General features: G+C 62.4%; 19 protein-coding genes. 8 read left to right on the top strand and 11 right to left on the bottom strand.

Going from position 1 to position 20,793, the window contains the following annotated elements:
* Window positions 1-141 precede the first annotated feature (141 nt).
* The 5 genes from BSY240_RS02250 to hemN form a co-directional block, all read right to left on the bottom strand.
* Complete coding sequence (locus tag BSY240_RS02250) at window positions 142-1,431, bottom strand: beta-ketoacyl-ACP synthase (protein WP_069041274.1); 1,290 nt, start codon at window positions 1,429-1,431, stop codon at window positions 142-144.
* Window positions 1,432-1,443: 12 nt separating this feature from the next.
* On the bottom strand, window positions 1,444-2,649 hold the full coding sequence (locus tag BSY240_RS02245) for a beta-ketoacyl-ACP synthase (protein WP_069041273.1): 1,206 nt from the start codon (window positions 2,647-2,649) through the stop codon (window positions 1,444-1,446).
* Between the two features lie 101 nt (window positions 2,650-2,750).
* Complete coding sequence (locus tag BSY240_RS02240) at window positions 2,751-3,224, bottom strand: 3-hydroxyacyl-ACP dehydratase FabZ family protein (protein WP_054149717.1); 474 nt, start codon at window positions 3,222-3,224, stop codon at window positions 2,751-2,753.
* Between the two features lie 27 nt (window positions 3,225-3,251).
* Entirely contained in the window at window positions 3,252-3,530 is a 279-nt protein-coding gene (locus tag BSY240_RS02235; RefSeq protein ID WP_003502893.1) for an acyl carrier protein, read from the bottom strand.
* A 105-nt stretch (window positions 3,531-3,635) separates the two neighbouring features.
* Entirely contained in the window at window positions 3,636-4,985 is a 1,350-nt protein-coding gene (hemN, locus tag BSY240_RS02230) for an oxygen-independent coproporphyrinogen III oxidase (protein WP_069041272.1), read from the bottom strand.
* 189 nt (window positions 4,986-5,174) lie between these two features.
* Between hemN and BSY240_RS02225 the strand changes: the two genes are divergently transcribed.
* A complete protein-coding gene (locus tag BSY240_RS02225; protein ID WP_054149719.1) occupies window positions 5,175-5,900 on the top strand; it encodes a Crp/Fnr family transcriptional regulator in 726 nt (241 codons plus the stop codon).
* 60 nt (window positions 5,901-5,960) lie between these two features.
* On the opposite strand, the gene cbiB is transcribed toward BSY240_RS02225, so the two are convergent.
* The 4 genes from cbiB to cobA are packed head-to-tail and all read right to left on the bottom strand — an operon-like array spanning window position 5,961 to window position 10,091.
* Window positions 5,961-6,938, bottom strand: a complete 978-nt coding sequence (gene cbiB, locus BSY240_RS02220) for an adenosylcobinamide-phosphate synthase CbiB (RefSeq protein WP_069041271.1) — start codon at window positions 6,936-6,938, stop codon at window positions 5,961-5,963.
* Window positions 6,935-7,939 (bottom strand): threonine-phosphate decarboxylase CobD, encoded by a 1,005-nt coding sequence (gene cobD / locus BSY240_RS02215; protein ID WP_069041270.1) that lies wholly within the window; start codon window positions 7,937-7,939, stop codon window positions 6,935-6,937. Before cobD ends, cbiB begins: the two co-directional genes overlap by 4 nt.
* Entirely contained in the window at window positions 7,936-9,237 is a 1,302-nt protein-coding gene (locus tag BSY240_RS02210) for a cobyrinate a,c-diamide synthase (RefSeq protein ID WP_069041269.1), read from the bottom strand. The genes cobD and BSY240_RS02210 overlap by 4 nt, the downstream gene beginning before the upstream one ends.
* Window positions 9,234-10,091, bottom strand: a complete 858-nt coding sequence (gene cobA / locus BSY240_RS02205; protein WP_171901542.1) for a uroporphyrinogen-III C-methyltransferase — start codon at window positions 10,089-10,091, stop codon at window positions 9,234-9,236. Before cobA ends, BSY240_RS02210 begins: the two co-directional genes overlap by 4 nt.
* 107 nt (window positions 10,092-10,198) lie before the next feature.
* Between cobA and BSY240_RS02200 the strand changes: the two genes are divergently transcribed.
* The gene (locus BSY240_RS02200) at window positions 10,199-11,335 is read left to right on the top strand and encodes a cobalt-precorrin-5B (C(1))-methyltransferase (protein WP_069041268.1); all 1,137 of its coding nucleotides are present in this window, start codon (window positions 10,199-10,201) and stop codon (window positions 11,333-11,335) included.
* Entirely contained in the window at window positions 11,325-12,017 is a 693-nt protein-coding gene (locus BSY240_RS02195; protein ID WP_069041267.1) for a cobalt-precorrin-6A reductase, read from the top strand. Before BSY240_RS02200 ends, BSY240_RS02195 begins: the two co-directional genes overlap by 11 nt.
* Before the next feature lie 12 nt (window positions 12,018-12,029).
* On the opposite strand, the gene BSY240_RS02190 is transcribed toward BSY240_RS02195, so the two are convergent.
* The gene (locus BSY240_RS02190; RefSeq protein ID WP_069041266.1) at window positions 12,030-15,440 is read right to left on the bottom strand and encodes a YhdP family protein; all 3,411 of its coding nucleotides are present in this window, start codon (window positions 15,438-15,440) and stop codon (window positions 12,030-12,032) included.
* Window positions 15,441-15,562: 122 nt separating this feature from the next.
* Between BSY240_RS02190 and bcp the strand changes: the two genes are divergently transcribed.
* The 5 genes from bcp to BSY240_RS02165 all read left to right on the top strand — a co-directional run bounded on the left by bcp (window position 15,563) and on the right by BSY240_RS02165 (window position 20,463).
* Entirely contained in the window at window positions 15,563-16,030 is a 468-nt protein-coding gene (gene bcp, locus BSY240_RS02185; protein ID WP_069041265.1) for a thioredoxin-dependent thiol peroxidase, read from the top strand.
* A 1-nt stretch (window position 16,031) separates the two neighbouring features.
* Window positions 16,032-16,877, top strand: a complete 846-nt coding sequence (locus tag BSY240_RS02180; RefSeq protein ID WP_069041264.1) for a ferritin-like domain-containing protein — start codon at window positions 16,032-16,034, stop codon at window positions 16,875-16,877.
* A gap of 132 nt (window positions 16,878-17,009) precedes the next feature.
* Window positions 17,010-18,320 carry a peptidoglycan DD-metalloendopeptidase family protein gene (locus tag BSY240_RS02175; RefSeq protein WP_054149787.1) on the top strand — a complete coding sequence of 437 codons (1,311 nt, stop codon included), beginning with the start codon at window positions 17,010-17,012 and terminating at the stop codon, window positions 18,318-18,320.
* 227 nt (window positions 18,321-18,547) lie between these two features.
* Window positions 18,548-20,050, top strand: coding sequence for a DEAD/DEAH box helicase (locus BSY240_RS02170; protein ID WP_054149728.1), 1,503 nt, complete (start codon window positions 18,548-18,550; stop codon window positions 20,048-20,050).
* A gap of 5 nt (window positions 20,051-20,055) precedes the next feature.
* Window positions 20,056-20,463 (top strand): NUDIX domain-containing protein, encoded by a 408-nt coding sequence (locus tag BSY240_RS02165; protein WP_069041263.1) that lies wholly within the window; start codon window positions 20,056-20,058, stop codon window positions 20,461-20,463.
* On the opposite strand, the gene BSY240_RS02160 is transcribed toward BSY240_RS02165, so the two are convergent.
* Window positions 20,451-20,792 (bottom strand): TfoX/Sxy family protein, encoded by a 342-nt coding sequence (locus BSY240_RS02160; protein WP_069041262.1) that lies wholly within the window; start codon window positions 20,790-20,792, stop codon window positions 20,451-20,453. The two genes, BSY240_RS02165 and BSY240_RS02160, sit on opposite strands and share 13 nt — an antisense overlap.
* Between the last annotated feature and the right edge of the window lies 1 nt (window position 20,793).

The following is a 20,793-nucleotide window of genomic DNA, read 5'->3' as shown; positions in this document are numbered from 1 at the left end:
ATGCGGATGAGGCGCCGTCACGCTTTCACCGTCATACCAGGGGTTACTCCCTGGCATCTGCCGACCTTCGTTGTTCTTGCGAGGTGCGTGGATCCCCGGCTCGAAGGCCGAGGATGACGTCCCGAATTGTTGGCGCAGGCCTTAGACCGGTTCCCGCGTCATGACAAGGCTGGCGTTCTGACCACCGAAACCGAAGGAGTTGGAGAGCACAGCCGAAACCGAGGCCTCCCGCTTCACGTTCGGCACCACGTCGAGCACGATCGAGGGATCGGGGTTCGTGTAGTTGATGGTTGGCGGCACCGTGCCGGTCAGCATGGTCTGGATCGAGAACACCGCCTCGACCGCGCCGGCGGCCGTCAGCGTGTGGCCGATCATCGACTTGTTCGACGAAGCCGGAATAGCATCCTTCAACTGGTCGCCGAAGACCGACAGCATGGCGCCATATTCCATTTTGTCGTTCTCAGGCGTCGATGTGCCGTGAGCGTTGATGTAGCCAATAGCATTCTCTGACAGGCCTGCATCGACAAGCGCTGCCTTGATCGTCGCGATCGCAGGACCGCCGTCCGGCGAGGAGCGTGTGCGGTGGAAATGATCCGCCTTCTCGCCGCAGCCCTTGATGATGCCGAGCACCTTGGCGCCGCGGGCAATGGCCGATTCCAGGGATTCCAAGACGAGCGTTGCCGCGCCCTCGGCGATGACGAAGCCGTCGCGTTCCTTGCTGAACGGCTTGGATGCCTTTTCCGGCGGATCGTTCTGGGTGGAAAGCGCCGAGAGCAGCGAGAAGCGGATCACGGCTTCCGGGCTGATCGAGCCGTCGGTCGCAACCGTCAGCGCACGCTCCGTGCGGCCCTGGCGGATTGCTTCGACGCCGAGCTGGATGGCGGTGGCACCCGAGGCGCAGGCCGTTGACAGCGTCACCGGAAGACCGCGCGTGCCGAACTTGTCGGAAAGACGCTCTGAGATCGAGCCGAACTGCACGGCTTCGAGGAAGACCGGATCGGGCTTTTCGCGCATTGCCGCGAGAAAGCGGACATAGGCGTCGCCCGGCTGGGTCGAGGCCGGAGCCCGTTCGGCCAGCGCAAAGCGGTCATGCCATTCCGGCTCGACTGGTGGTGCGGCCAGGAATAGCGGACCGTTGAAGTCGCCATTGATGCCGGCCTGGGCCAGAGCCTCGATGGTCGTTTCGCGAGCCAGCGCATAGGAGCGCTCGACGGCATTGTTGGCGGGCACGGCGATGAAATCGACCGTGCCACCGATTCGGGTCGACATGCCCTCGGTGTCGAAGCGCTTGATGTAGTGGATGCCGGATAGTCCCGACGTCAGCTTCGACCAGTTGTCGGAAAGCCCCTGGCCGAGCGAGGTGATGACGCCCATGCCAGTGACGGCGATGATCGGGCGGCCGAGATGATCCTTGAAACGGCTGTCGGTCATGGATCTAGTTCCTCACGCATTCGCCGAGAGCACGGCGAGGCCTTCGCCCCGCACATAGCCGACGGTGGAGATGATGGCATGTTTGGCAGGACCGGCATGAGCCGCTTCGTTCGCAGCGTCGAAGGCAGGCACCTTGGCGCCAGCGTCGATGGCAAGCGCCGCGAGCGCAAGGCCTGCCGGGAACTGCGCCTCGACCGAATGGCCGATCGAACCGGCATAGCCACGCACCGGCATGCCGGCGAAACGTTCCGCAAGGTGAGCCTTCTCCCGTTGCGTAAGATCGGCGAGGCCGGACGCACCCGAGAACACGACGGTGTCCGCAGCGGACAGCGATTCGGCCTCCGGCACCATGCGGCCCAGACGCGCTTCGAGCTTGCCCTCATCGCGATTGCCGCGATCACCTTCGACAGCGTCGAGCACGGCATAGATATGCGCGCCACGGGCTTCGGCATGTTCACGCGATTCCAGCACCAGGAAGGCGCCGACCGTGCCGAGAATCATGCCACCGCCCGAGGAACCATCGCGCGACCAGAGCGGCTGCCAAGGTCCGGTCTGATGGGCGCGGATACCTTCGACCAGAAGCAGGATGTCGGGGCGCTCGGAAACAAAGGCGCCACCGACCAGCGTATGCGTCGACTGGCCGGCCTTGATGCGGGCAAATGCGGTTGCGATCGCCGAGATACCGGCCGCTTCTTCACCCATGAAGGTGCGCGAGGAACCGGTGACCTTGTGCACGATCGAGATATTGCCGGCGAGCAGGTTGGAAAGCTGCGCCAGGAACAGTGTCGGACGAAGCTCGGTCTTCAGTTTCTCGATCAGGAATTTTTCGCGGTCGTTGCGCTGCAAAGCCTCGTCGACGATCAGGCTGTCGACCGCGATGTCACGCTCGCCACCGCCGGCGGCGACGATCAGGTCCATGGTGCCGCAGGCGTCTGCGTCATCCTTCATGCCGGCGTCGTCGAGCGCGAGGCCAGCTGCAAAGACGCCGAGGCGCTGCCAGTTTTCCATCTGGCGCTGGTCGCCACGCTTGGCGATCTGCTGCGACCAGTCGATCTCGGGCAGCTTGTGCACGACGTAAGGCGCGAACTTTTCGGTCTCGAGCACCGGTTCAGGTGCGGTCTTTGCGGAGAGCAGCGCGAGATGCGCGTCCTTGCCGGTGCCGTGGCAGGTGACGATCCCGACGCCGGTGATCACCACATCATTCGGTTGTTTGACCATATGCAATCCTCTCGCCGGCAGGCTCACCGACGTAAAATGCGGGTTTTCCCGAATAAGGCCCCAAGGTCAATAGGAATTGCGCCCTTGCGGCCGAAAGCGTGTCAGCCTTGGGCCGCCATCGCGGCCATCAGGCCAACCTCTTCGGCGCGTTTGCGCACGATCGGCGCGAGCGGCACCTCGGAGAACGGCATGGTGCGGAGCTTCAGCTGGGCGTCGCAGACCTTCTTGCCACCGCTCGTGATCTTCGCCTTGGTGACGGCAAAGCCCGAACCGTCATGCTCGAGTTCCGCCTCGATATCGAGGACGGCGCCGGGCTCGACGAAGGTACGCATCTTCGCGCCATCGACCGACATCAGGAAAGGCATGGCTTCGAAGTCCTTGACGGCAAGCAACAGCATGCCGGAGGCCTGCGCCATGGTCTCAATCAAAAGCACGCCAGGAACCAGCGGCATACCGGGGAAATGCCCTTCGAAGACAGGGCTTTCCATCGGCACGGTCGACGTGGCCTTCAAACGACCAAGGCCGAGATCAACGCTCTCGACCTTGTCAATCATCTGGAAATATTCAAGCAGCATGACGATGTCCGCTCCTTTGGGGGCGGGTCAGCCCTTGGCGGCGCGAAGTTCGTCGATCTTGGCGCAGAGGTTCTTCAGCACGAAGTACTCTTCGGTAGAAACCTTGCCTTCGTTGACTTCCTGCGTCCACTGCTCGAGCGGGATCTTGATGCCGAATTCCTTGTCGATCGCAAAGACGATGTCGAGGAAGTCGAGGCTGTCGATGCCAAGGTCATCGATCGTGTGGCTTTCCGGCGTAATCGTCTCGCGGTCGATTTCGCTGGTCTCAGCAATGATGTCGGCAACTTTGTCGAATGTAGCGGTCACGCCAGTACCTCATGTGTCTTAAATTCTGGGTTCCACATAAGGAAAACACGGTCAAATGCCAATGGTGGTTTTGTGCGACAGCGAAATTTGGAGCCGAAGTGTTGCTTAAACAGCAATCGAATGGCGTCCCTTTCCATTGGCGAGATAGCTGTCGAAGACGGCAGCAATCGTCCGGGCGAAGGGCCGGCCGGCATCCGTGATGACGAAACGATCACCCTCGATGAGGCAGATTCGATCCTGGTTGGATAGCGCAAAGCTCTTCGCCTCGGCTGCGATCGCATCGACCGCATCACCGAACTCCTGCCGCAGTTCCGAGAAGGACATGGCGAAGCGGCACATGATTTCCTCGATCACCCGACGCCGCAGCCTGTCGTCTTCGCTGACCTCGATGCCGCGCACGGCTGCCAGTCCGCCGGCGTCGGCCATGCGCTGATACTCGCCGGTCGCCGGCATGTTCTGGACATAGCCCTGTGGCAACTGACCGATCGAGGAGGCGCCCAGCCCGATCAGCGCTTCGGCGGCATCGTCGGTATAGCCCTGAAAATTTCGCCGCAGCCGCCCTTCCCGCGCTGCAATCGCCATCCGGTCGTCGGGCAGCGCGAAATGGTCGATGCCGATAGGCTCGTAACCGGCGGCAACCAGCATCGAGGCGGCAAGGTTCATCTGCGCGAAACGCTCATCAAGCCCGGGTAGAATCTCGTCCTTGATCATCGTCTGGTGCTTCTTCATCCACGGCACATGCGCATAACCGAAGAGCGCGATCCGATCGGGGGCAAGGGAAAGGATGTCCTTCACCGTTTCGGCGACAGTCGCCTCGGTCTGGTGCGGAAGACCATAGAGGATGTCGCAATTGACGGAATGCACGCCGCGCGCGCGGACAGCCTCGACCACCGACTTCGTGTGTTCAAAGGTCTGGATACGGTTGATCGCCTTCTGCACCTCAGGGTGGAAGTCCTGAACGCCGAGACTGGCGCGCGTCATGCCGATGGCGGCGAGTGCATCGTAACGCGGCTCATCGAGGTCGTTCGGATCCATCTCGACGCTGATCTCGACATCCTCGGCGAAGGTGAAGGCCGAGCGGAGTGCTGCCATCAGGTCGATCATGTCGTCGGGCCGGACCATCGTGGGAGACCCCCCACCGAAATGAACCGCCGTCACGGCAGCGTCGCGACTGACCAGCGCGCCGACGGCCGCAATCTCCTTTTTCAACGATTCCAGATAGATCGCAATCGGCTCGTATTTCAGCGTATGCTTGGTGTGGCAGGCACAGAACCAACAGAGCCGGTCACAATAGGGGACGTGGATGTAGAGCGAGATGCGCTCCTGTCCAGTGATCGCCTGCAGCCACTGCGCATATTTGCCGCAGTCGATGCCTTCGTGAAAATGTGGCGCCGTGGGATAGCTGGTGTAACGAGGGACAGCGCCGGAATATTTGGCCAGAAGGGAATTTTGCATGGTTTTGCGCTGCCTTGAGACGTGTCGAGCTGCGATCAAAGATAGCGCCGTCTCTTGTCCCGGCCTTTGACATCGATCAATTTACTGATACATTTCTCACGTAGAGTTTATTGAAACTCAGAAGCCCGAATTGGGCACTGACCGAGGGACGCATGGCGTCCAGAGACGGTCTGATTGGATGGCACGACCATGGACACTTTCAGAAAACATTTTCCGGAATGTGAGGCTCCTGCCGTTTGTCGATCCTGCGACGCGCGCCATGGCGGCCTGTGCTCAGTCCTGACCTCCGCCCAACTGACCGAACTGAACAAGCATTCGATCCGCCGCCGGGTCGACGCCGGTAACGAGGTTATCGGCCAGGGCGAACAGGTCGGAAGCTACAGCAACATCCTCAAGGGCGTCATCAAGCTGTCGAAGATGATGGCGGATGGCCGCCAGCAGATCGTCGGCCTGCAATTTGCACCCGACTTCCTTGGCCGCCCGTTCCTTGGCGAAAGCACGATCACGGCGGAAGCCGCAACGGATACGGAAATCTGCACCTTCCCACGCAACATCGTAGACCGCATGGTTGGCGAAGTGCCCGACATGGAGCGCAAGCTCCATTCCCAGTCGTTGAAGGAACTGGACGAGGCCCGCGACTGGATGCTGACGCTGGGCCGCAAGACAGCCCAGGAGAAAGTGGCGAGCTTCCTCTATCTGATCGCGACTCACATTGACCCCGAAAGCGAGGGCACACAGACCTTCGATCTGCCGCTGTCGCGTGCCGATATCGCCGACTTCCTCGGGCTGACCATCGAAACCGTCAGCCGCCAGATGACCAAACTGCGCAAGGATGGCATCATCGTCATCGAGAACAACCGCCACGTCATCGTGCCGAAGCTCGATCGCTTGCGCGACGCAGCCGGTATCGACTGATCAGTTGTGCTGTCAGAGGCGAAGCCGGGGCACACCGCCAGCCAATTTAAGCTCGAAACGTCAGATGATTTTCGAGATCGCCCATATCAGGGCGATTAATGCCGCCATGACGCCGCAGGCTGCGTAGAAAACACCGATTCCCGCAAGGATATCAGCAGGCCCGGCATCGCTGCGGCCGGATGCATGCATCATCGGCTCGCTCACTCTGGTGCCGCCGTAGACGCGCGGACCGGCGAGCTGCAGATCGAGTGCACCCGCCATCGCAGCTTCCGGCCAGCCGGAATTCGGCGAGCGGTGCAATCCACTATCGCGCAGGGCCGCAGATAACGAGCGACGGCCGGCCCCTGCCCCGCGTTTCAAGACTGTAGCCAGGGCGATGAACCCGGCGGATAGCCGCGCAGCCGGCCAGTTCGCGAGATCATCGAGCCTGGCGGAGGCCCAGCCGAATTGCAGGAAGCGCTCATTCTTGTGGCCGATCATCGAATCAGCCGTGTTCAGCATCTTGTAGGCGAGGATGCCGGGAAGGCCGGCAATCGCGTACCAGAAAGCCGGCGCAACGACACCATCGGCAAAGTTTTCGGACAGGCTTTCGATCGCCGCGCGCGAAACGCCGGCCTCGTCGAGAGTCTTCGGATCGCGTCCGACGATCATCGCAACCGCTTGCCGACCTCCCTCGAGACCATCACGCAAGAGACCGTCGGCCACCGCTTGGACATGATCGCCAAGGCTCTTCTGGGCAAGGAAGACGGCCACGACGATCATTTCGAGGATGATGCCGAGAAGGCCGAGTTTACCGAACAGGGCAGAAAGCAGCATGCCGACGGCCGCCGAGGCGGCGAGCAACGCCACGATCGTGAAGACGCCATTCAAGCGTCGACCTTCGGCTGTGAAACTTGTCCTGTTCAGGCGCTTTTCGAAGAGATCGATCGCTTTGCCGAAGATCACCACCGGATGCGGCACACGTTGCCAGAGCCATGGCGGATCGCCGACGACCCGGTCGAGAACGATGGCTGCAAGAAGGAGCAGCAGATGGTTCATGCTGACGAACTCCGGAATGTTCTGAGCGCCTCGCGGAGACGCGTATCGCCCGCCTCGTCGGGTGCAAGGCCGAAACGCAGCCAGTCCGGTCGGTAGTCGAACTTGCGCGTCAGGATCTGGCGGCTGCAGAGATGCCGGTACAATTCGCCGACTCTCGCATCTTCGACCAGTTGGAAAAGCTCGGTGCCACCGCTGACTGTGAAGCCGGCTTCGGACAGAATCTCCTGAAGTGCAAGCGCGCGGCTTCGGATCTGCTGGGCAATGAGGCTGGTATCGGAAGACATCAAACGCTCGGCAAGCACGAGCGCCGGGCCGGACACGGCCCAAGGTCCAAGCCATTCGGAAAATTGCGCTGCGACTTCGTCGGCGGCGATGACAAATCCGAGGCGAATGCCGGCAAGGCCGAAGAATTTTCCGAAGGAGCGGAAGACGATCAGGTTAGCACTGTCATCGCCGGCAAGGCTCTGGTCGGGCAGCATGTCACCGAAGGCCTCGTCGACCACAAGCATCCCGCCCCGATCTGCGAGATCACCGGCCAGCGCTCGAAGCTCGGTCGGTGTGTGGAGCCGTCCGTCCGGATTGTTCGGATTGACCACCACGACAAGACCATGCGCCTTGCTGATCTCATTGAGATCACTGATAGCATCCACGGCAAGCCCGGCAAGCGTGAAGGCGCGCGCATATTCGCCATAGGTTGGCGAGACCACTGCAACCCGGGCACCTGATGGCACCAGGCGCGGCAGCAACTGGATGACCGATTGCGTCCCCGGCACCGGAAGTGGCAGCCGATCGCGCGAGCGATAGAAGCGCTGAGCCGCGTGCCGTGACGCCGTCTCCCGTTCCTGGTCGGGCAAGCGATGCCAGGCCCGCATCGGGATCTCGGGCAGATCAGGCGGACAGGGGTTGATGCCGGTCGACAGGTCGACCCAGTCTTCAATGCGCCCTCCATAGAGGGCAGAAGCAGCGGCGAGACCGCCTCCATGCTGAATCGGCCCGCTCATGCGCCCGCTCCTGCAATGTCGATGAGGTGCATGTAAGACCCCGCAACAGACCCGCGCCTAAGCCCGACGGCACCGAGCGGTTCGCCGAGAGCGTCCTCTGCCTCGAACAGGCGGTCCGCCGCCCCTTCCGCAACAACCGTGGAATAGTGGAATTCGTGGCCGGTATAGCTGCCGGCAAACAGATCGGGCGCGAGCGATCTCAACCGCCGATAACCCAGATGACGTTTGCGGACCGCATAGCTCGTCACCAGCGGCAAGAGGCCGAGCATGGGGTGGCGATGGCCGTCAGCGTCGACGAGCCCATCGCCCAGAACCATATAGCCGCCGCATTCCCCATAGATCCGCGCTCCCCGGTCCGCCGCTCCCATCATTGACGAGCGGAAGCCGTCAGCAGTGGCCAATCTCCCGGCATGCAATTCGGGATAACCACCCGGCAGGTGGATCGCATCGGCATCTGGCGATGGCCCCTCGTCGGCGAGCGGCGAAAAGAAGGAGAGTGTCGCGCCTTGCCGCCGCCAGCCGTCCAGGAGATGCGGATAGGAAAAGGCGAAGGCGAGATCGCGGGCGACGGCGATGTGCTGACCGAGCGGGGCGATGCCGCGCACCGGCGCGCCTTCTCTGCGAGGCGCAGCCTGGGCGATGGAAAGCAGTGCGCCAATATCGATCCCCGCATCGATCGCATCGGCCGCTCGCTCGATGAAGCTCTCGAGAGCAGCATGTTCGCCGGCCTGCACCAGACCGAGATGCCGCTCCGGCAGGGAAAGCTGCGGGTCACTCCTAAGGCAACCCAGCACCGGCACCTCGGTCTTTGCCATGGCGGCGCGCAACATGGCTTCATGGCGGTCGCTGCCGACGCGGTTGAGGAGGACGCCGGCGACCCGCACGTCAGCGCGAAATCGGGCAAAGCCCGTTGCGACAGCCGCGACGGATTGCGATGTACGAGCGCAATCGACAACCAGCATAACAGGCAGGGACAGAAGGCTCGAGAGATCCCCTGCACTTCCCCTCCCGTCGGCCGCGCCATCGAAGAGCCCCATCATCGCCTCGATGACCAGCAAGGCATAAGGTGATGTCTGAGCGGCCTGTGCGTGGAGAAACGACGGGCGCATGGCCCAGGGATCGAAGTTGAAGCAGGGTGTACCACTCGCAGCCGTGTGAAAGGCGGGATCAATATAGTCCGGACCGGCCTTGCCGGGCGCGACCACTAGACCGCGACGCTTCAACGCCCGCATCAAGCCGAGCGTCACCACTGTCTTGCCCGAACCGGAAGCCGGCGCGGCGATCAGCAATCCGCTCATGCCGTGTCTTTCCGCTCCACGGCAAAGGGATCGGGCAGAAGCTTGCGGCCCGAAAGGGCGCCCAGCCAGTCGAGCGAAGGCCTCAGACGCACGACCTCACCGATGACAACGATCGCCGGCGGTTCGATCCCCGCGGCAAGCATGTCCGCTTCGGCGCGTCCGAGTGTGGTTTCGAGCACGGTCTGTTCCGGGGTCGCGGCATTGCAGACGAAGGCCACGGCCTCGTCTGCCCGGCGTCCGGCGGCCATCAGATTGGCAGCGATCTGGCCCATGTGTTTCATCGCCATATACATGACGATGACGGGTGAGCCGCGACCGATGGCGGCCCAGTCGATTCGATCGGGCACGACGCCGGAGGAATCATGGCCGGTCAGGAATGTCACGGCATGGTTGACTTCGCGGTGGGTTACCGGGATCCCGGCATAGGCAAGCCCGCCGATCCCCGCCGTGATGCCCGGAACGATGCGGAAGGGCACACCATATTCGATGAGCGTTAGCGCCTCTTCGCCGCCCCGTCCAAAAACGAAGGGATCGCCGCCTTTCAGCCTGAGCACGCGGTGGCCGGCCTTTGCGAGTTCGACAAGACGCAACGATATATCTCGCTGCTTGGCCGACGGCTTCCCACCGCGTTTGCCTGCATATTCGAGAATGGCGCCACTGCGCGCGAGTTTCAGGCAGTCGTCGTTCACCAGAGCGTCGTGCACGATGACATCGGCTTCCGACAGCGCCTTGGCCGCCAGCAGCGTCAAGAGGCCCGGATCCCCGGGGCCGGCGCCGGCCAGCCACACATGGCCGGGCTCGAGGGCCGGCAGGCTCATGGGCAGGGCTAGACGCATCGTGTCACTCATGGTCATGGTCTAGGCCTCGTGCGGCAAAATTGCAATTCCGCCATGGCTCTTTCCGCCCCAAACCTTCGCCCATACGCCTTCCTCAAGACCGCCGGCTCGCCTATAAGCGAGCCATGAGTGACGTCGAGAAACAGGCTGGAAGAAATGGTGCCGAGGGCCACCGGCTTGAAAAGCCGGAAGGCACCCCCTTGCGCAATGGTTGGACGACGGGAGCCTGTGCGACGGCGGCAACCAAGGCGGCATTCACGGCTCTTCTGACGCGCAACTTTCCAGACCCCGTCTCGATCACACTGCCGAAAGGCGAAACGCCGGCCTTCGCCCTCGCACGCGAAGGTTTCGACGGCGAGAGCGCCTATGCGGGCATCGTCAAGGATGCCGGTGATGATCCGGATGTGACCCATGGCGCCACCGTAATCGCGACAGTGACCCGCCTACCTCCCGGAAGCGGCATCCGCTTTGTGGCTGGCGACGGGGTCGGCACCGTCACCAAAGCGGGCCTGCCGATTGCCGTTGGAGAACCGGCGATCAATCCGGTACCCCGCGCCATGATGACGGCGGAGATCGAAGCGATTGCTGCAGCATATGGGATCGCGCCGGATCTCGAGGTGACGATCTCCATTCCCGGCGGCGCACAGATCGCAGAAAGCACCTGGAACCCTCGGCTCGGCATTCTCGGTGGGATCTCAATTCTTGGCACGACGGGCATCGTGCATCCCTTCTCGTGCGCTGCCTGGATTCATTCGATCCACCGCGGCATCGACGTCGCCCGCGCCGAAGGCCTGACCCATCTGCTCGGCGCGACCGGTTCGACATCGGAAAAAGCGGCCCAGATCTTTCACAACCTGCCGGACGGCGCCCTGATCGACATGGGCGACTTCGCCGGCGGATTGCTGAAATACCTGCGTGCCCACCCAGTCCCCAAGCTGACGATCGCTGGCGGCTTTGCCAAGATGACGAAACTGGCCCAGGGGGCTCTCGACCTGCATTCCTCACGCAGCCAAATCGATAATAAATTTTTTCTTTCAATGCCTTGCAGTCATATCCTCAAAGATTCTGCTCGCAGTGCCGTCGAAAACGCGAATACCGCGATGGAAGTACTTGAGATCATGACACAAGAAGGGATCGCAATCGCCGCATCTGTGGCCGAGGCGGCGAAACGCACGGCCGAGGGAGTGCTGCGCGACAGTGGCGTTGTGGTGGACATCATCGTCACCGATCGCAAGGGAGCGATCATCGCCCATGCGAGCTGAACCGGAGGATGCGCCGCAGAAAATCCTGATCCTTGGCGGCACGGCCGAGGCCCGTCTTCTGGCGGAAAGGCTCGTGGTCGAAGGCCATCTTGTCACCACCTCGCTGGCGGGGCGAACGGTTGACCCAATCCTGCCTGCGGGCGCAGTGCGCATCGGAGGATTCGGAGGGCCGGAAGGTCTGGCGGTCTATTTGAAGACGGAGGGATTCGACCGGATGATCGACGCCACCCATCCCTTCGCGCGGCGGATCAGCGAGAATGCGATCAAGGCTGCGGCGATCTCAGGCGTGCCTCTCGAACAGCGGCTGCGCCCTCGCTGGCAGAAACAGCCGGGTGACCGCTGGAGGAGCGTAGCCACACTCGAGGCGGCGGCCGAGGCATTGCCATTGCACGCAACGGTCTTCCTCGCGCTTGGCCGACAATATCTCGACGTTTTCGTCGGGCGGGACGACTGCCGATTCGTGATCCGCATGGTCGATCCGCCGGAAACGCCACTCGCCTTCGCGGATTACAGCCTCGTCCTTGGCAAACCGGCAAACGATCCCGACCGCGAGGCCGACCTCTTGACGGCACATGGCGTCACGCATCTCGTCTGCCGCAATTCTGGTGGTCCCGCCGGCTATGCCAAGATCCTTGCAGCACGACGCCTCGCCATGCCCGTCGTGATGCTCGAACGCGACTGAACAGCTTGCGGCTCAGCGGAACTCGAAGATCTGGCGGAAAACACCCGGCGCGATGATCGACAGCGGGTTGATCACCAGATTCGGCTTCATCGTCGGCCCGGTCAACTTGAAGGTGATGCCGAGCAGGCCGCGGTCGCGCCCATTGCCGAGGATGGCACCAATCACCGGCAGTTCGGCGAACAGTCGATTGAGCCCATAGGCCGGCATGAAGGTGCCGGTGAGGTCGATCCGTCCGGCCTGATCGCGGACGATCCCCTGGAAGGTCGCGCCCACCTGCTCGCCGCGCACGATACCGTTTTCGACGCTGAGCGTACCGCCGACCAGCGCAAGCCGGGCAAAAGCGCGCTGGAATCGGGCAGATCTCACATCGATATCGCTGCGGACGGCATTGTTGAGACTGCGTCCGCCGGCACCGGTCGGCGCGGAGACGATCGTCTGAAGCCGCTCTTCGTTCTCGACCTGGAAGTTGCGCAGATCGAGATTGCCGCTCCAGGCGCCGTCGCGCGTTTCCGTCAGGCGCAGGTTGGCAAGACCGCCGCCCAGCCGTTTGTACGTGTCGATAAAGCGCAGGACGGCACCGGCATCGCTGGTGGTGACGGAGAGCTCTCTCATTGCTTCGGGCTGACGCAGTTTGGCGACCAATGCCTGACCGCTGCTTGTCACACCGGAAAAGTCGACGGCACTGACCCGGCCCTTGCTCGCTCCATAGATGATCGAAACACCCGACAACTGCTCGCCGCTGAAGCCGACCACGCGGTCGAAGCGTCCTTCGATCCTGAGCGAAGTCCGCGCAGCCTTGGTGTCGCCGTCAGTGGAGGGACGCTGCAGGGTGGAGATCAGAGAGCGAGCGTCGAAGGCGCGGCCATTGGCCACAACCGAATAGACGCCCTTGCTGAGACGGACGGTCAGCGCCACCTCGTCTTCCGGCGACAGGCGGACGCGCGACAGATTGGCCGCAACAAGCCCGGTATCATCAATGCTCATGTCGCCGGAGGCGCCAAAGCCCTCACCATCCAGAGCGAACTTGCGGATCACCGACAGCTTTCCGTCTTTGGTCAACTCGAACTTGGCGGTCGCGCCAATGCCTTGCCCCTTCGACCAACCCACCCAGGGAATGGTCAGCGTCGCGGATCGGAGATCGACGGACACGGCCTGTGTCGTGTCGTCGAGCCGGCGCAGCTCCAGCTTGATCGCCCCGTTGACGATCTCGCCGAGCCCCGGCGCGAGCTTTTCGCGGGCTGAATTGTCAAGTGTCGCCGTTACGACCTGTTCGCGGGCTACGGCACCATCGCCGCGACGCACCGGTTCGGTGAGCTTCACCTCCATCGGGACGTCGTCGATCTTCGCTGATGCATCGAGCATGGCCTTGTCGCGATCGACAGACAGGGATCCGGTGACATCGGCGATCTGACGCCCGTCGAAGGGTTTGGCCACATCCACATCGTTGAGCGCGACTTCAGCCGTCCAGCTCGGATCGGGCGGCGACTGATCCGGCACCAGACCGAGCCGGATCTTCGCCTGCCCGCGAACCTTGCCCGAGAAGTCCGAGGGCTGGAAGTCGACGACCTTCAGCGCTTCGATAGGCTTGAAGGAAACGAGTTCGGCCACGGCATCCGCAGCGCCTGCGATATCGAGATCGATATCCGCCATCAGAGGTTTCTCATAGGCGTCCTGCAGCACCAGACGACCGCTCTCCAGCTTGACCATGCGGCCCGACGGGAAGAAGGAACCGGCCGAGCGGATGGCGACATCCACCCGCTCGCCCACCATGTCGAAGCGGCCGTAGACGTCGCGAAGCGGCGGCAGTTCGCCGGTCAGGTTAAGGCGCGCGTCTTCCAGATCGAAACCGATCTTCAGTTCGTCGGCATCAAGCCGCACCGGCTTCGGGTCGATCGACAGGCGGTTCTGCGGAATGAAGACGTCGATCGTCCCCTTGGGGATCAGGCCGCCATAGAGGTTTCCGAGAACCCATTCGCGCGGCTTGGAGGCAATCCAGTAGGGCCACAACTGCTTCACCACGGTGGTGCGCATGTTCTCGACCACGGCGTTGAACCGGATCTCCGGCCCCGTTCCACCGAAGCCCACCTGAAGCTTGCCGCGCATGTTGCCCGACGGCGTGGAAACGTCAAGCGTGTCGAGTTGCAGGCGGTTCTCTTCGACCAGGTAGCGACCATAGCCCTTCAGGAAGAAGGGAAACGGTGCTTCGCCGGCGCGCGGCACATTTGCTCGGCCATCGGTGACCACAAGGTCGATGCCGAAACCCTTGCCGAAACTACTGCCTTCCGGCAGCCGATCGAGATCGATCAGGCCGCCGGAGAGCGGAAAGATGGTTTGGTCGAATCGGGCAGTCGAATCGGCAAGTTCTATCGTATCCTTGGCAAAGTCGTAGGAAAGCCTGAGACGAGCGTCGGTGATCTCCTGGCGTTGGCCGTCGGAGTAGAAGCCGGCTTTCTGCATGTTGATGCCGAGCGAGACGCTGGCATCCTGATCCGGCGCCTCGCGCCGAGCATTCAGCAGCAATTCGGCCGAGCCGTCGATGCCCTGGCGCGCTTCGCCCGTGCTGGAACGCCGCAGCAGGAACGGGGTCAGCCGCACATCGGCAACCCGCATCGTCAGCGATTCGGCACGGCCGTCGACATTCGTGGTCAGCGCCGTCAGTTCCGTTTGTTGCCCGTTGACTGCAACCGCGCCGAAGATCGAAAGGGAACCGTCATCGCCGCGCTCCAGCACGATGTCGTCGATCGCAAGCGTCATCGGCCGCCCACTGGTACTCGTGGAGGCGATCTCCAGTCCGGCAAGGCGCATGCGGTCGAGACCGCCGCGGGCAATGAAACCCTGCAGCCGGTCGAGTTCGGCAAAGGCATCTGCCAACCGGGCCGGAATATGATCGATCCGCCAATCCGAGATGTCGAGACGCTCACCCTTCGGCAGCACCGTCGCATCGAGATCGATGCCCTCGCTGACGATCTCGCGTATGGAGAACCGACCGCCGAGAAGCGCCAAGGGCTCAAGGATGAATCGGACCGAATTCGTCAGGGCGACCCGCTCGCCGCCGGCCTGTTCGTGTAAAGTGACGTCCCGCGCCTCGACGGACAATTCCATACCGTTGGAGAAGCGCACTTCCGTGCCGCCGATTTTGGCGGTGAACTGCGGTCCGAGGGCATTGTTCAGGACGGCCTGCGCTCGTTGCGCAAGGGCGGCATCGAGGGTGCCGCTTTCGACCACGGCATAGACCGCAAAGAACACGACGACCCAGAGCCCCGCGAAGCCGGCCAGCACCCGCAACAGGCGCCGAAACAACGATCGCTTCGGCGGCGGACAATGCACGATGAGGGGATCCTCGGCCTGGGCAGACGGAAGAGCATGCAGCGGCACAATGTCCCGCTTGCGAAACCGTAGCTTTTCGCCCCGGATCTCCGACATATCCTGGTGATTGTCTCCGTCGATCGATGCCGCTAACAAGTCGCTCTGGACGACTGCGGAGCGGACTATATATCGAAGGCGCCCACATTCACCCACAAAACGGGCAAAAGAAAGGTTATCCCATGACGGATTTGACTGCCGGGGACATGGCCCCCGATTTCTCCCTGCCCCGCAATGGCGGCGGCACCGTTTCTCTTTCCGATTTCGCCGGAAAGCCGGTGATTCTCTATTTCTACCCGAAGGACGACACCAGCGGCTGCACGACCGAAGCGGTCGACTTCTCGGGTCTGACCGAGGAGTTCGCAAAGCTCGGCGCGACCGTCATCGGTGTGTCGCCTGATTCGGTGAAGAGCCATGACAAGTTTGCCGCCAAACACAACCTTTCGGTGGTGCTGGCCGCTGACGAGGAGCACAAGGCACTGGAAGCCTATGGCGTCTGGAAGGAAAAGAGCATGTACGGCAAGACCTATATGGGCGTGGAACGCTCGACCTTCCTGATCGACAAGTCCGGCAAGGTAGCCGACGTCTGGCGCAAGGTGAAGGTCCCCGGCCATGCAGAGGCCGTGTTGAAGGCCGCGCAGGCGCTTTGACATGCTGGAGAGGACGCAGCCCGAGACGGCATTCCATTCCCTTCGCGGCGCTGCCACCCTCGCAATCCTGAGCGCCGACCTCGACGAGAAGACGGCGCTCGCACAAACCGCAGCGATGCGCTGGCATGAGCGCCGCCTGTCGCTGCGCTCGCCGCTCGATCCGCCGCTTCCCGATCGGCCGGGCCGCCCGGCAAAACCCGAGCTCGTGCCGCCAAAGGCGGTCGGGAAACGCTCGCTGCACACCCTGCCCGGCCGCGTCGCCCTTTTGCATGCGCTCGCCCATATCGAGCTCAATGCCGTTGACCTCGCGCTCGACATCGTCGCCCGCTTTGCCACCGAACCGGTGCCGCAATCCTTCTTCGACGGCTGGATGAAGGTGGCCTATGAGGAGGCCAAGCATTTCCGGCTGGTGCGCGACCGCATGCGGGCGCTCGGTGCAGATTATGGCGACATGCCCGCCCATGACGGGCTCTGGCAGGCGGCGCACTCGACGAAGAACGACCTCACGGCCCGCCTTGCGGTGGTGCCGCTCATCCTCGAAGCCCGCGGCCTCGATGTTACGCCGTCGCTGCAGGACAAGATGCGCGAAACGGGCGATCTCGAAAGCGCCGACGTGCTGAAGGTCATCTACGAAGACGAAAAAGGCCATGTGGCCGTCGGCGCAAAGTGGTTCCGCTTCCTTTGCGCCCGCGAAAAGCGTGACCCCGCACGGGCGTTTCAGGACCTGGTGCGCGCCAATTTCCGCGGCCAGCTGAAGGCGCCTTTCAACGATGTCGCACGCGCCGAAGCGGGCCTGACGCCATCCTTCTACCGGTCGCTGTCCTCCAAGAACAACTCGTCGGCTTGACACGCAATTCCAAGCGCCTAACGCTTCATTAACCCTAATTATGCGTAATTGCTAACGGCGGATCGGACAGGCGACTCGCCGATATCGGGCATGACGCTACGCGAGGCGCGCCCGACTTTATTGGGGGACAGCGTGACGACGGGTTCGAACAGCCAGGTCTTCGGAAAGCGCAGGGAGCAGCATATCGTCATCTTGGCGAGCGGCGACCGCATCCGGCACATGACGATCCGTCCCTGGATGGTGGCGCTCACAGTCTGTTTTCTCGGCACCATGGCGATCGGCTACCTCGGCGCCACGACCTACCTCGTCCTGCGCGACAACCTGATTGGCGCCACCATGGCGCGCCAGGCGCGCATGCAGCATGAATATGAAGACCGGATCGCAGCACTGCGCGCCCAGGTAGACCGTGTCACCTCGCGCCAATTGCTCGACCAGCAGGTGGTCGAGGAAAAGGTCGAGAAACTGCTCGAGCAGCAGATGGCTCTCACCTCCCGCCATGGCCGGATCGACGCGCTTCTGCAGACGGGGAGTGAGCCTGACGCTTTGCCGACGGATGGCCCCCTGCCCGCCGAGAAGCCAGTGGTCGATGGCAAGGATCAGGCTTCCTTCTCAACGGGCACACAGGCCTTCGCCGCCCTGCTCGGCGAAACAGCACCAGAACCCAAGACTGAGGTCCCGCATAGGCCGGCACTCGCGCTTGGTTACGTGCCGATGACCGGCGAAAATGTCGCCGATCGCGCCGACCGCCTCTTTTCGAACATGACGCTGTCGCTGAAGGAGATCGAGGCCGAACAGCTGCAACGAATCGAGGAACTGGCGAACGGCGCCTCGCAGACCGCCGACGAGATTGCCGCGATCCTCAGGCGTCAGGGCGTGCCGATCGACGAACAGGCTGCACTGCCGGCAACCGACGCCGTCGGTGGCCCTTATCTGGCGCCGCAGTCAGACCGCGATTTCAACGCTTCGCTGAATGCGCTGGATGTCGCCCTCACGCGGCTGGAAACGGTTCGCGACACAGCCAAGCGCCTGCCCTTTGCAAACCCCGCCCCTGGCAGGGAAATCACCAGCCGATTCGGCAACCGTCCGGATCCCTTCTTCGGCGGACTTGCCATGCATGCCGGCATCGATTTCCGCGCTCCGACGGGCACGGAAATCCGCTCCACCGGGGCAGGCAAGATCGTCACCGCAAGCTTTTCGGGCGGCTATGGCAACATGGTCGAAATCGATCACGGCCTCGGCCTCTCCACCCGTTACGGGCACATGTCCCGCATTCTGGTGAGCGAGGGCGACACTGTCGAAACCGGGCAGATTCTCGGCCTGGCAGGCTCGACGGGACGGTCGACCGGCCCGCATCTGCACTACGAGGTCCGGCGCAATGGCGACCCTGTCGATCCCATGCGTTTTCTCAATGCCGGAATGAAGCTGACGCCGCTGATCAATTGACGGCGACAGGACGATTCGCAGCAGGTTTTCCGTCAGCAGGGCTCCGGTTTGCGGATAACCATGACGTTGCAAGCCAATTAATCGTGATCATTAAGCCTTTGTAGGGGTAAATCCGCCCGTTTCCTTGACTTTCCGGCAGTTTCCTTCTATTCGCCGCAACCATTGTTGCCCGATCTTCCGGGCTATTGAGCGATGTTCGCGAGAACAGGAACGGAAACTACTTCCCTTTGACCACTTTTGCTGACCTTGGCCTGAGCCAAAAAGTCCTTTCTGCCGTCACCGATGCCGGCTACACCATTCCGACCCCGATCCAGGCAGGCGCAATTCCGCCGGCCCTGCAGCGGCGTGACATTCTCGGCATCGCCCAGACAGGCACCGGCAAGACGGCAGGCTTCGTTCTCCCCATGTTGACGCTGCTCGAGAAGGGCCGCGCCAGGGCTCGCATGCCGCGCACGCTCATTCTGGAGCCGACGCGCGAATTGGCAGCCCAGGTCGCCGAGAACTTCGAGAAGTACGGACGGAATCACAAGTTGAACGTGGCGCTGCTGATTGGTGGCGTGTCGTTCGATGAGCAGGATCGCAAACTGGAACGTGGTGCCGACGTCCTGATCTGCACACCAGGCCGCCTGCTCGACCATTGTGAGCGCGGCAAGCTTCTGATGACAGGCGTCGAGATCCTCGTGATCGACGAAGCCGACCGAATGCTCGACATGGGCTTCATCCCCGATATCGAGCGCATCGCCAAGATGATCCCGTTCACGCGTCAGACGCTGTTCTTCTCGGCAACCATGCCGCCAGAAATCCAGAAGCTGGCCGACCAGTTTCTGCAGAATCCAGAGCGAATCGAAGTCGCTCCGCCGTCATCGACGGCGAAGACGGTGACGCAGCGCCTCGTCGCATGCCACAACAAAGATTACGAGAAGCGTTCGAAGCTGCGAGACCTCATCCGCGCCCAGGACGACCTGAAGAACGCGATCATCTTCTGCAACCGCAAGAAGGATGTCGCCGACCTCTTCCGGTCGCTCGAGCGCCACGGCTTCTCGGTGGGCGCGCTGCATGGCGACATGGACCAGCGCTCTCGTACGACCATGCTGGCAGGCTTCAAGGCCAACGCGATCACGCTGCTCGTCGCCTCTGACGTCGCCGCCCGCGGCCTCGACATCCCCGATGTCAGCCATGTCTTCAATTTCGACGTTCCGATCCACGCCGAAGACTATGTCCACCGCATTGGCCGTACCGGTCGTGCCGGACGCTCAGGCGCGGCCTTTACCCTGGTTACGCGCAGCGACACCAAGTTCCTCGATGCCATCGAAAAGCTCATCGATCAGAAGATCGAATGGCTTGATGGCGACCTGTCGGCCCTTCCGGCGCCGGCCGAGAGCCATGACGAAAGCCGTGGAAAACGCGGCCGCGACAAGGGTCGTGAGCGGCGCGGCGGTCATAAATCCGATACGCGCAGCGAGTATGTCAAACCGGCAGAGGAACAACAGGTGATGGAAGCGGTGAAAGTGGAAGCGATCAAGGTGGAGCCGGTGGCGACAGAACGCAAAACGGACAAGCGCCGCGATCAGAACCCGCGCAACAACCGCAACAATCCTTATCCGGCAAACGACGACAATCGTGATCGCCGCCGCAACCGTCATAACGACCATGACGACGGCCCGACGCCCGTTGGCTTCGGCGATGACATCCCGGCCTTCATGCTGATCGTCGCTGCCGCCAAGGCCTGATCCCTGTGGGTCAGCCCGGTATCGATTTCCCCGGTCTCGGGGTTGGTCTTGCCATCCTCCGGGATGGCAAACTGCTTTTGTGCAAGCGCATGAAGGCGCCGGAAGCCGGCCACTGGAACATCGTCGGCGGCAAGGTCGATCACATGGAGCGTGCCGAGATCGCCGCGCGCCGTGAGGCCGAGGAAGAAACGGGGCTCTCGATCGGTCCGATCCGCTATCTCGGCATTACCGAACAATTGATCGAGGCGGACCGCCAGCACTGGATCTCGCTGCTCTACGTCACCGACGACACATCCGGCGATCCACAACTGACCGAACCGGACAAGCTTTCGGAAATCAGCTGGTTTGCTCTGGATGACCTGCCGCAGCCGCTTTCCGTCTTCACCCAGACGGTTCTGACCTATCTGCGCTGAGCGGCCTCACGCTCAGTAACCCGCATCGCGGCATCGAGCGCGATACGCGCCCATTTCGCCATGATGTCGGGGTCGTCGAGCGCTTCGTCGGGGATCGTCCAATAGGGCATGGCGACAGGCTTGCCGCTTCGACCCTCGTAGCTCCAGCGCCGGGCGCCGGCTTCTTCGAGCAAGGGCGCACTCTCGTCGTCACCCTTCAGCATCAGTTCGCCGCGCAGTTCGAGTGCGAAGATGATGCCGCGCGCATAAATGCCCTTGCCGCCGAACATCCGACGGATCGACACCGGCCCGACCGCCTCGAACATCTCCTCAATCGCCGCATTGTCCATG

The sequence above is a fragment of the Agrobacterium sp. RAC06 genome (assembly GCF_001713475.1).
GTDB lineage: Bacteria > Pseudomonadota > Alphaproteobacteria > Rhizobiales > Rhizobiaceae > Allorhizobium.
This window is presented reverse-complemented; position numbering and strand designations above follow the sequence as displayed.

Coding starts and splice junctions, on each gene's coding strand:
- BSY240_RS02225 (WP_054149719.1), top strand. CDS start 5,175: ATGGACACTTTCAGAAAACATTTTCCGGAATGTGAGGCTCCTGCCGTT.
- BSY240_RS02180 (WP_069041264.1), top strand. CDS start 16,032: ATGCTGGAGAGGACGCAGCCCGAGACGGCATTCCATTCCCTTCGCGGC.
- cobA (WP_171901542.1), bottom strand. CDS start 10,091: ATGACCATGAGTGACACGATGCGTCTAGCCCTGCCCATGAGCCTGCCG.
- BSY240_RS02195 (WP_069041267.1), top strand. CDS start 11,325: ATGCGAGCTGAACCGGAGGATGCGCCGCAGAAAATCCTGATCCTTGGC.
- BSY240_RS02210 (WP_069041269.1), bottom strand. CDS start 9,237: ATGAGCGGATTGCTGATCGCCGCGCCGGCTTCCGGTTCGGGCAAGACA.
- cobD (WP_069041270.1), bottom strand. CDS start 7,939: ATGAGCGGGCCGATTCAGCATGGAGGCGGTCTCGCCGCTGCTTCTGCC.
- BSY240_RS02160 (WP_069041262.1), bottom strand. CDS start 20,792: ATGGACAATGCGGCGATTGAGGAGATGTTCGAGGCGGTCGGGCCGGTG.
- hemN (WP_069041272.1), bottom strand. CDS start 4,985: ATGCAAAATTCCCTTCTGGCCAAATATTCCGGCGCTGTCCCTCGTTAC.
- BSY240_RS02250 (WP_069041274.1), bottom strand. CDS start 1,431: ATGACCGACAGCCGTTTCAAGGATCATCTCGGCCGCCCGATCATCGCC.
- BSY240_RS02200 (WP_069041268.1), top strand. CDS start 10,199: ATGAGTGACGTCGAGAAACAGGCTGGAAGAAATGGTGCCGAGGGCCAC.
- bcp (WP_069041265.1), top strand. CDS start 15,563: ATGACGGATTTGACTGCCGGGGACATGGCCCCCGATTTCTCCCTGCCC.
- cbiB (WP_069041271.1), bottom strand. CDS start 6,938: ATGAACCATCTGCTGCTCCTTCTTGCAGCCATCGTTCTCGACCGGGTC.
- BSY240_RS02240 (WP_054149717.1), bottom strand. CDS start 3,224: ATGCTGCTTGAATATTTCCAGATGATTGACAAGGTCGAGAGCGTTGAT.
- BSY240_RS02245 (WP_069041273.1), bottom strand. CDS start 2,649: ATGGTCAAACAACCGAATGATGTGGTGATCACCGGCGTCGGGATCGTC.
- BSY240_RS02190 (WP_069041266.1), bottom strand. CDS start 15,440: ATGTCGGAGATCCGGGGCGAAAAGCTACGGTTTCGCAAGCGGGACATT.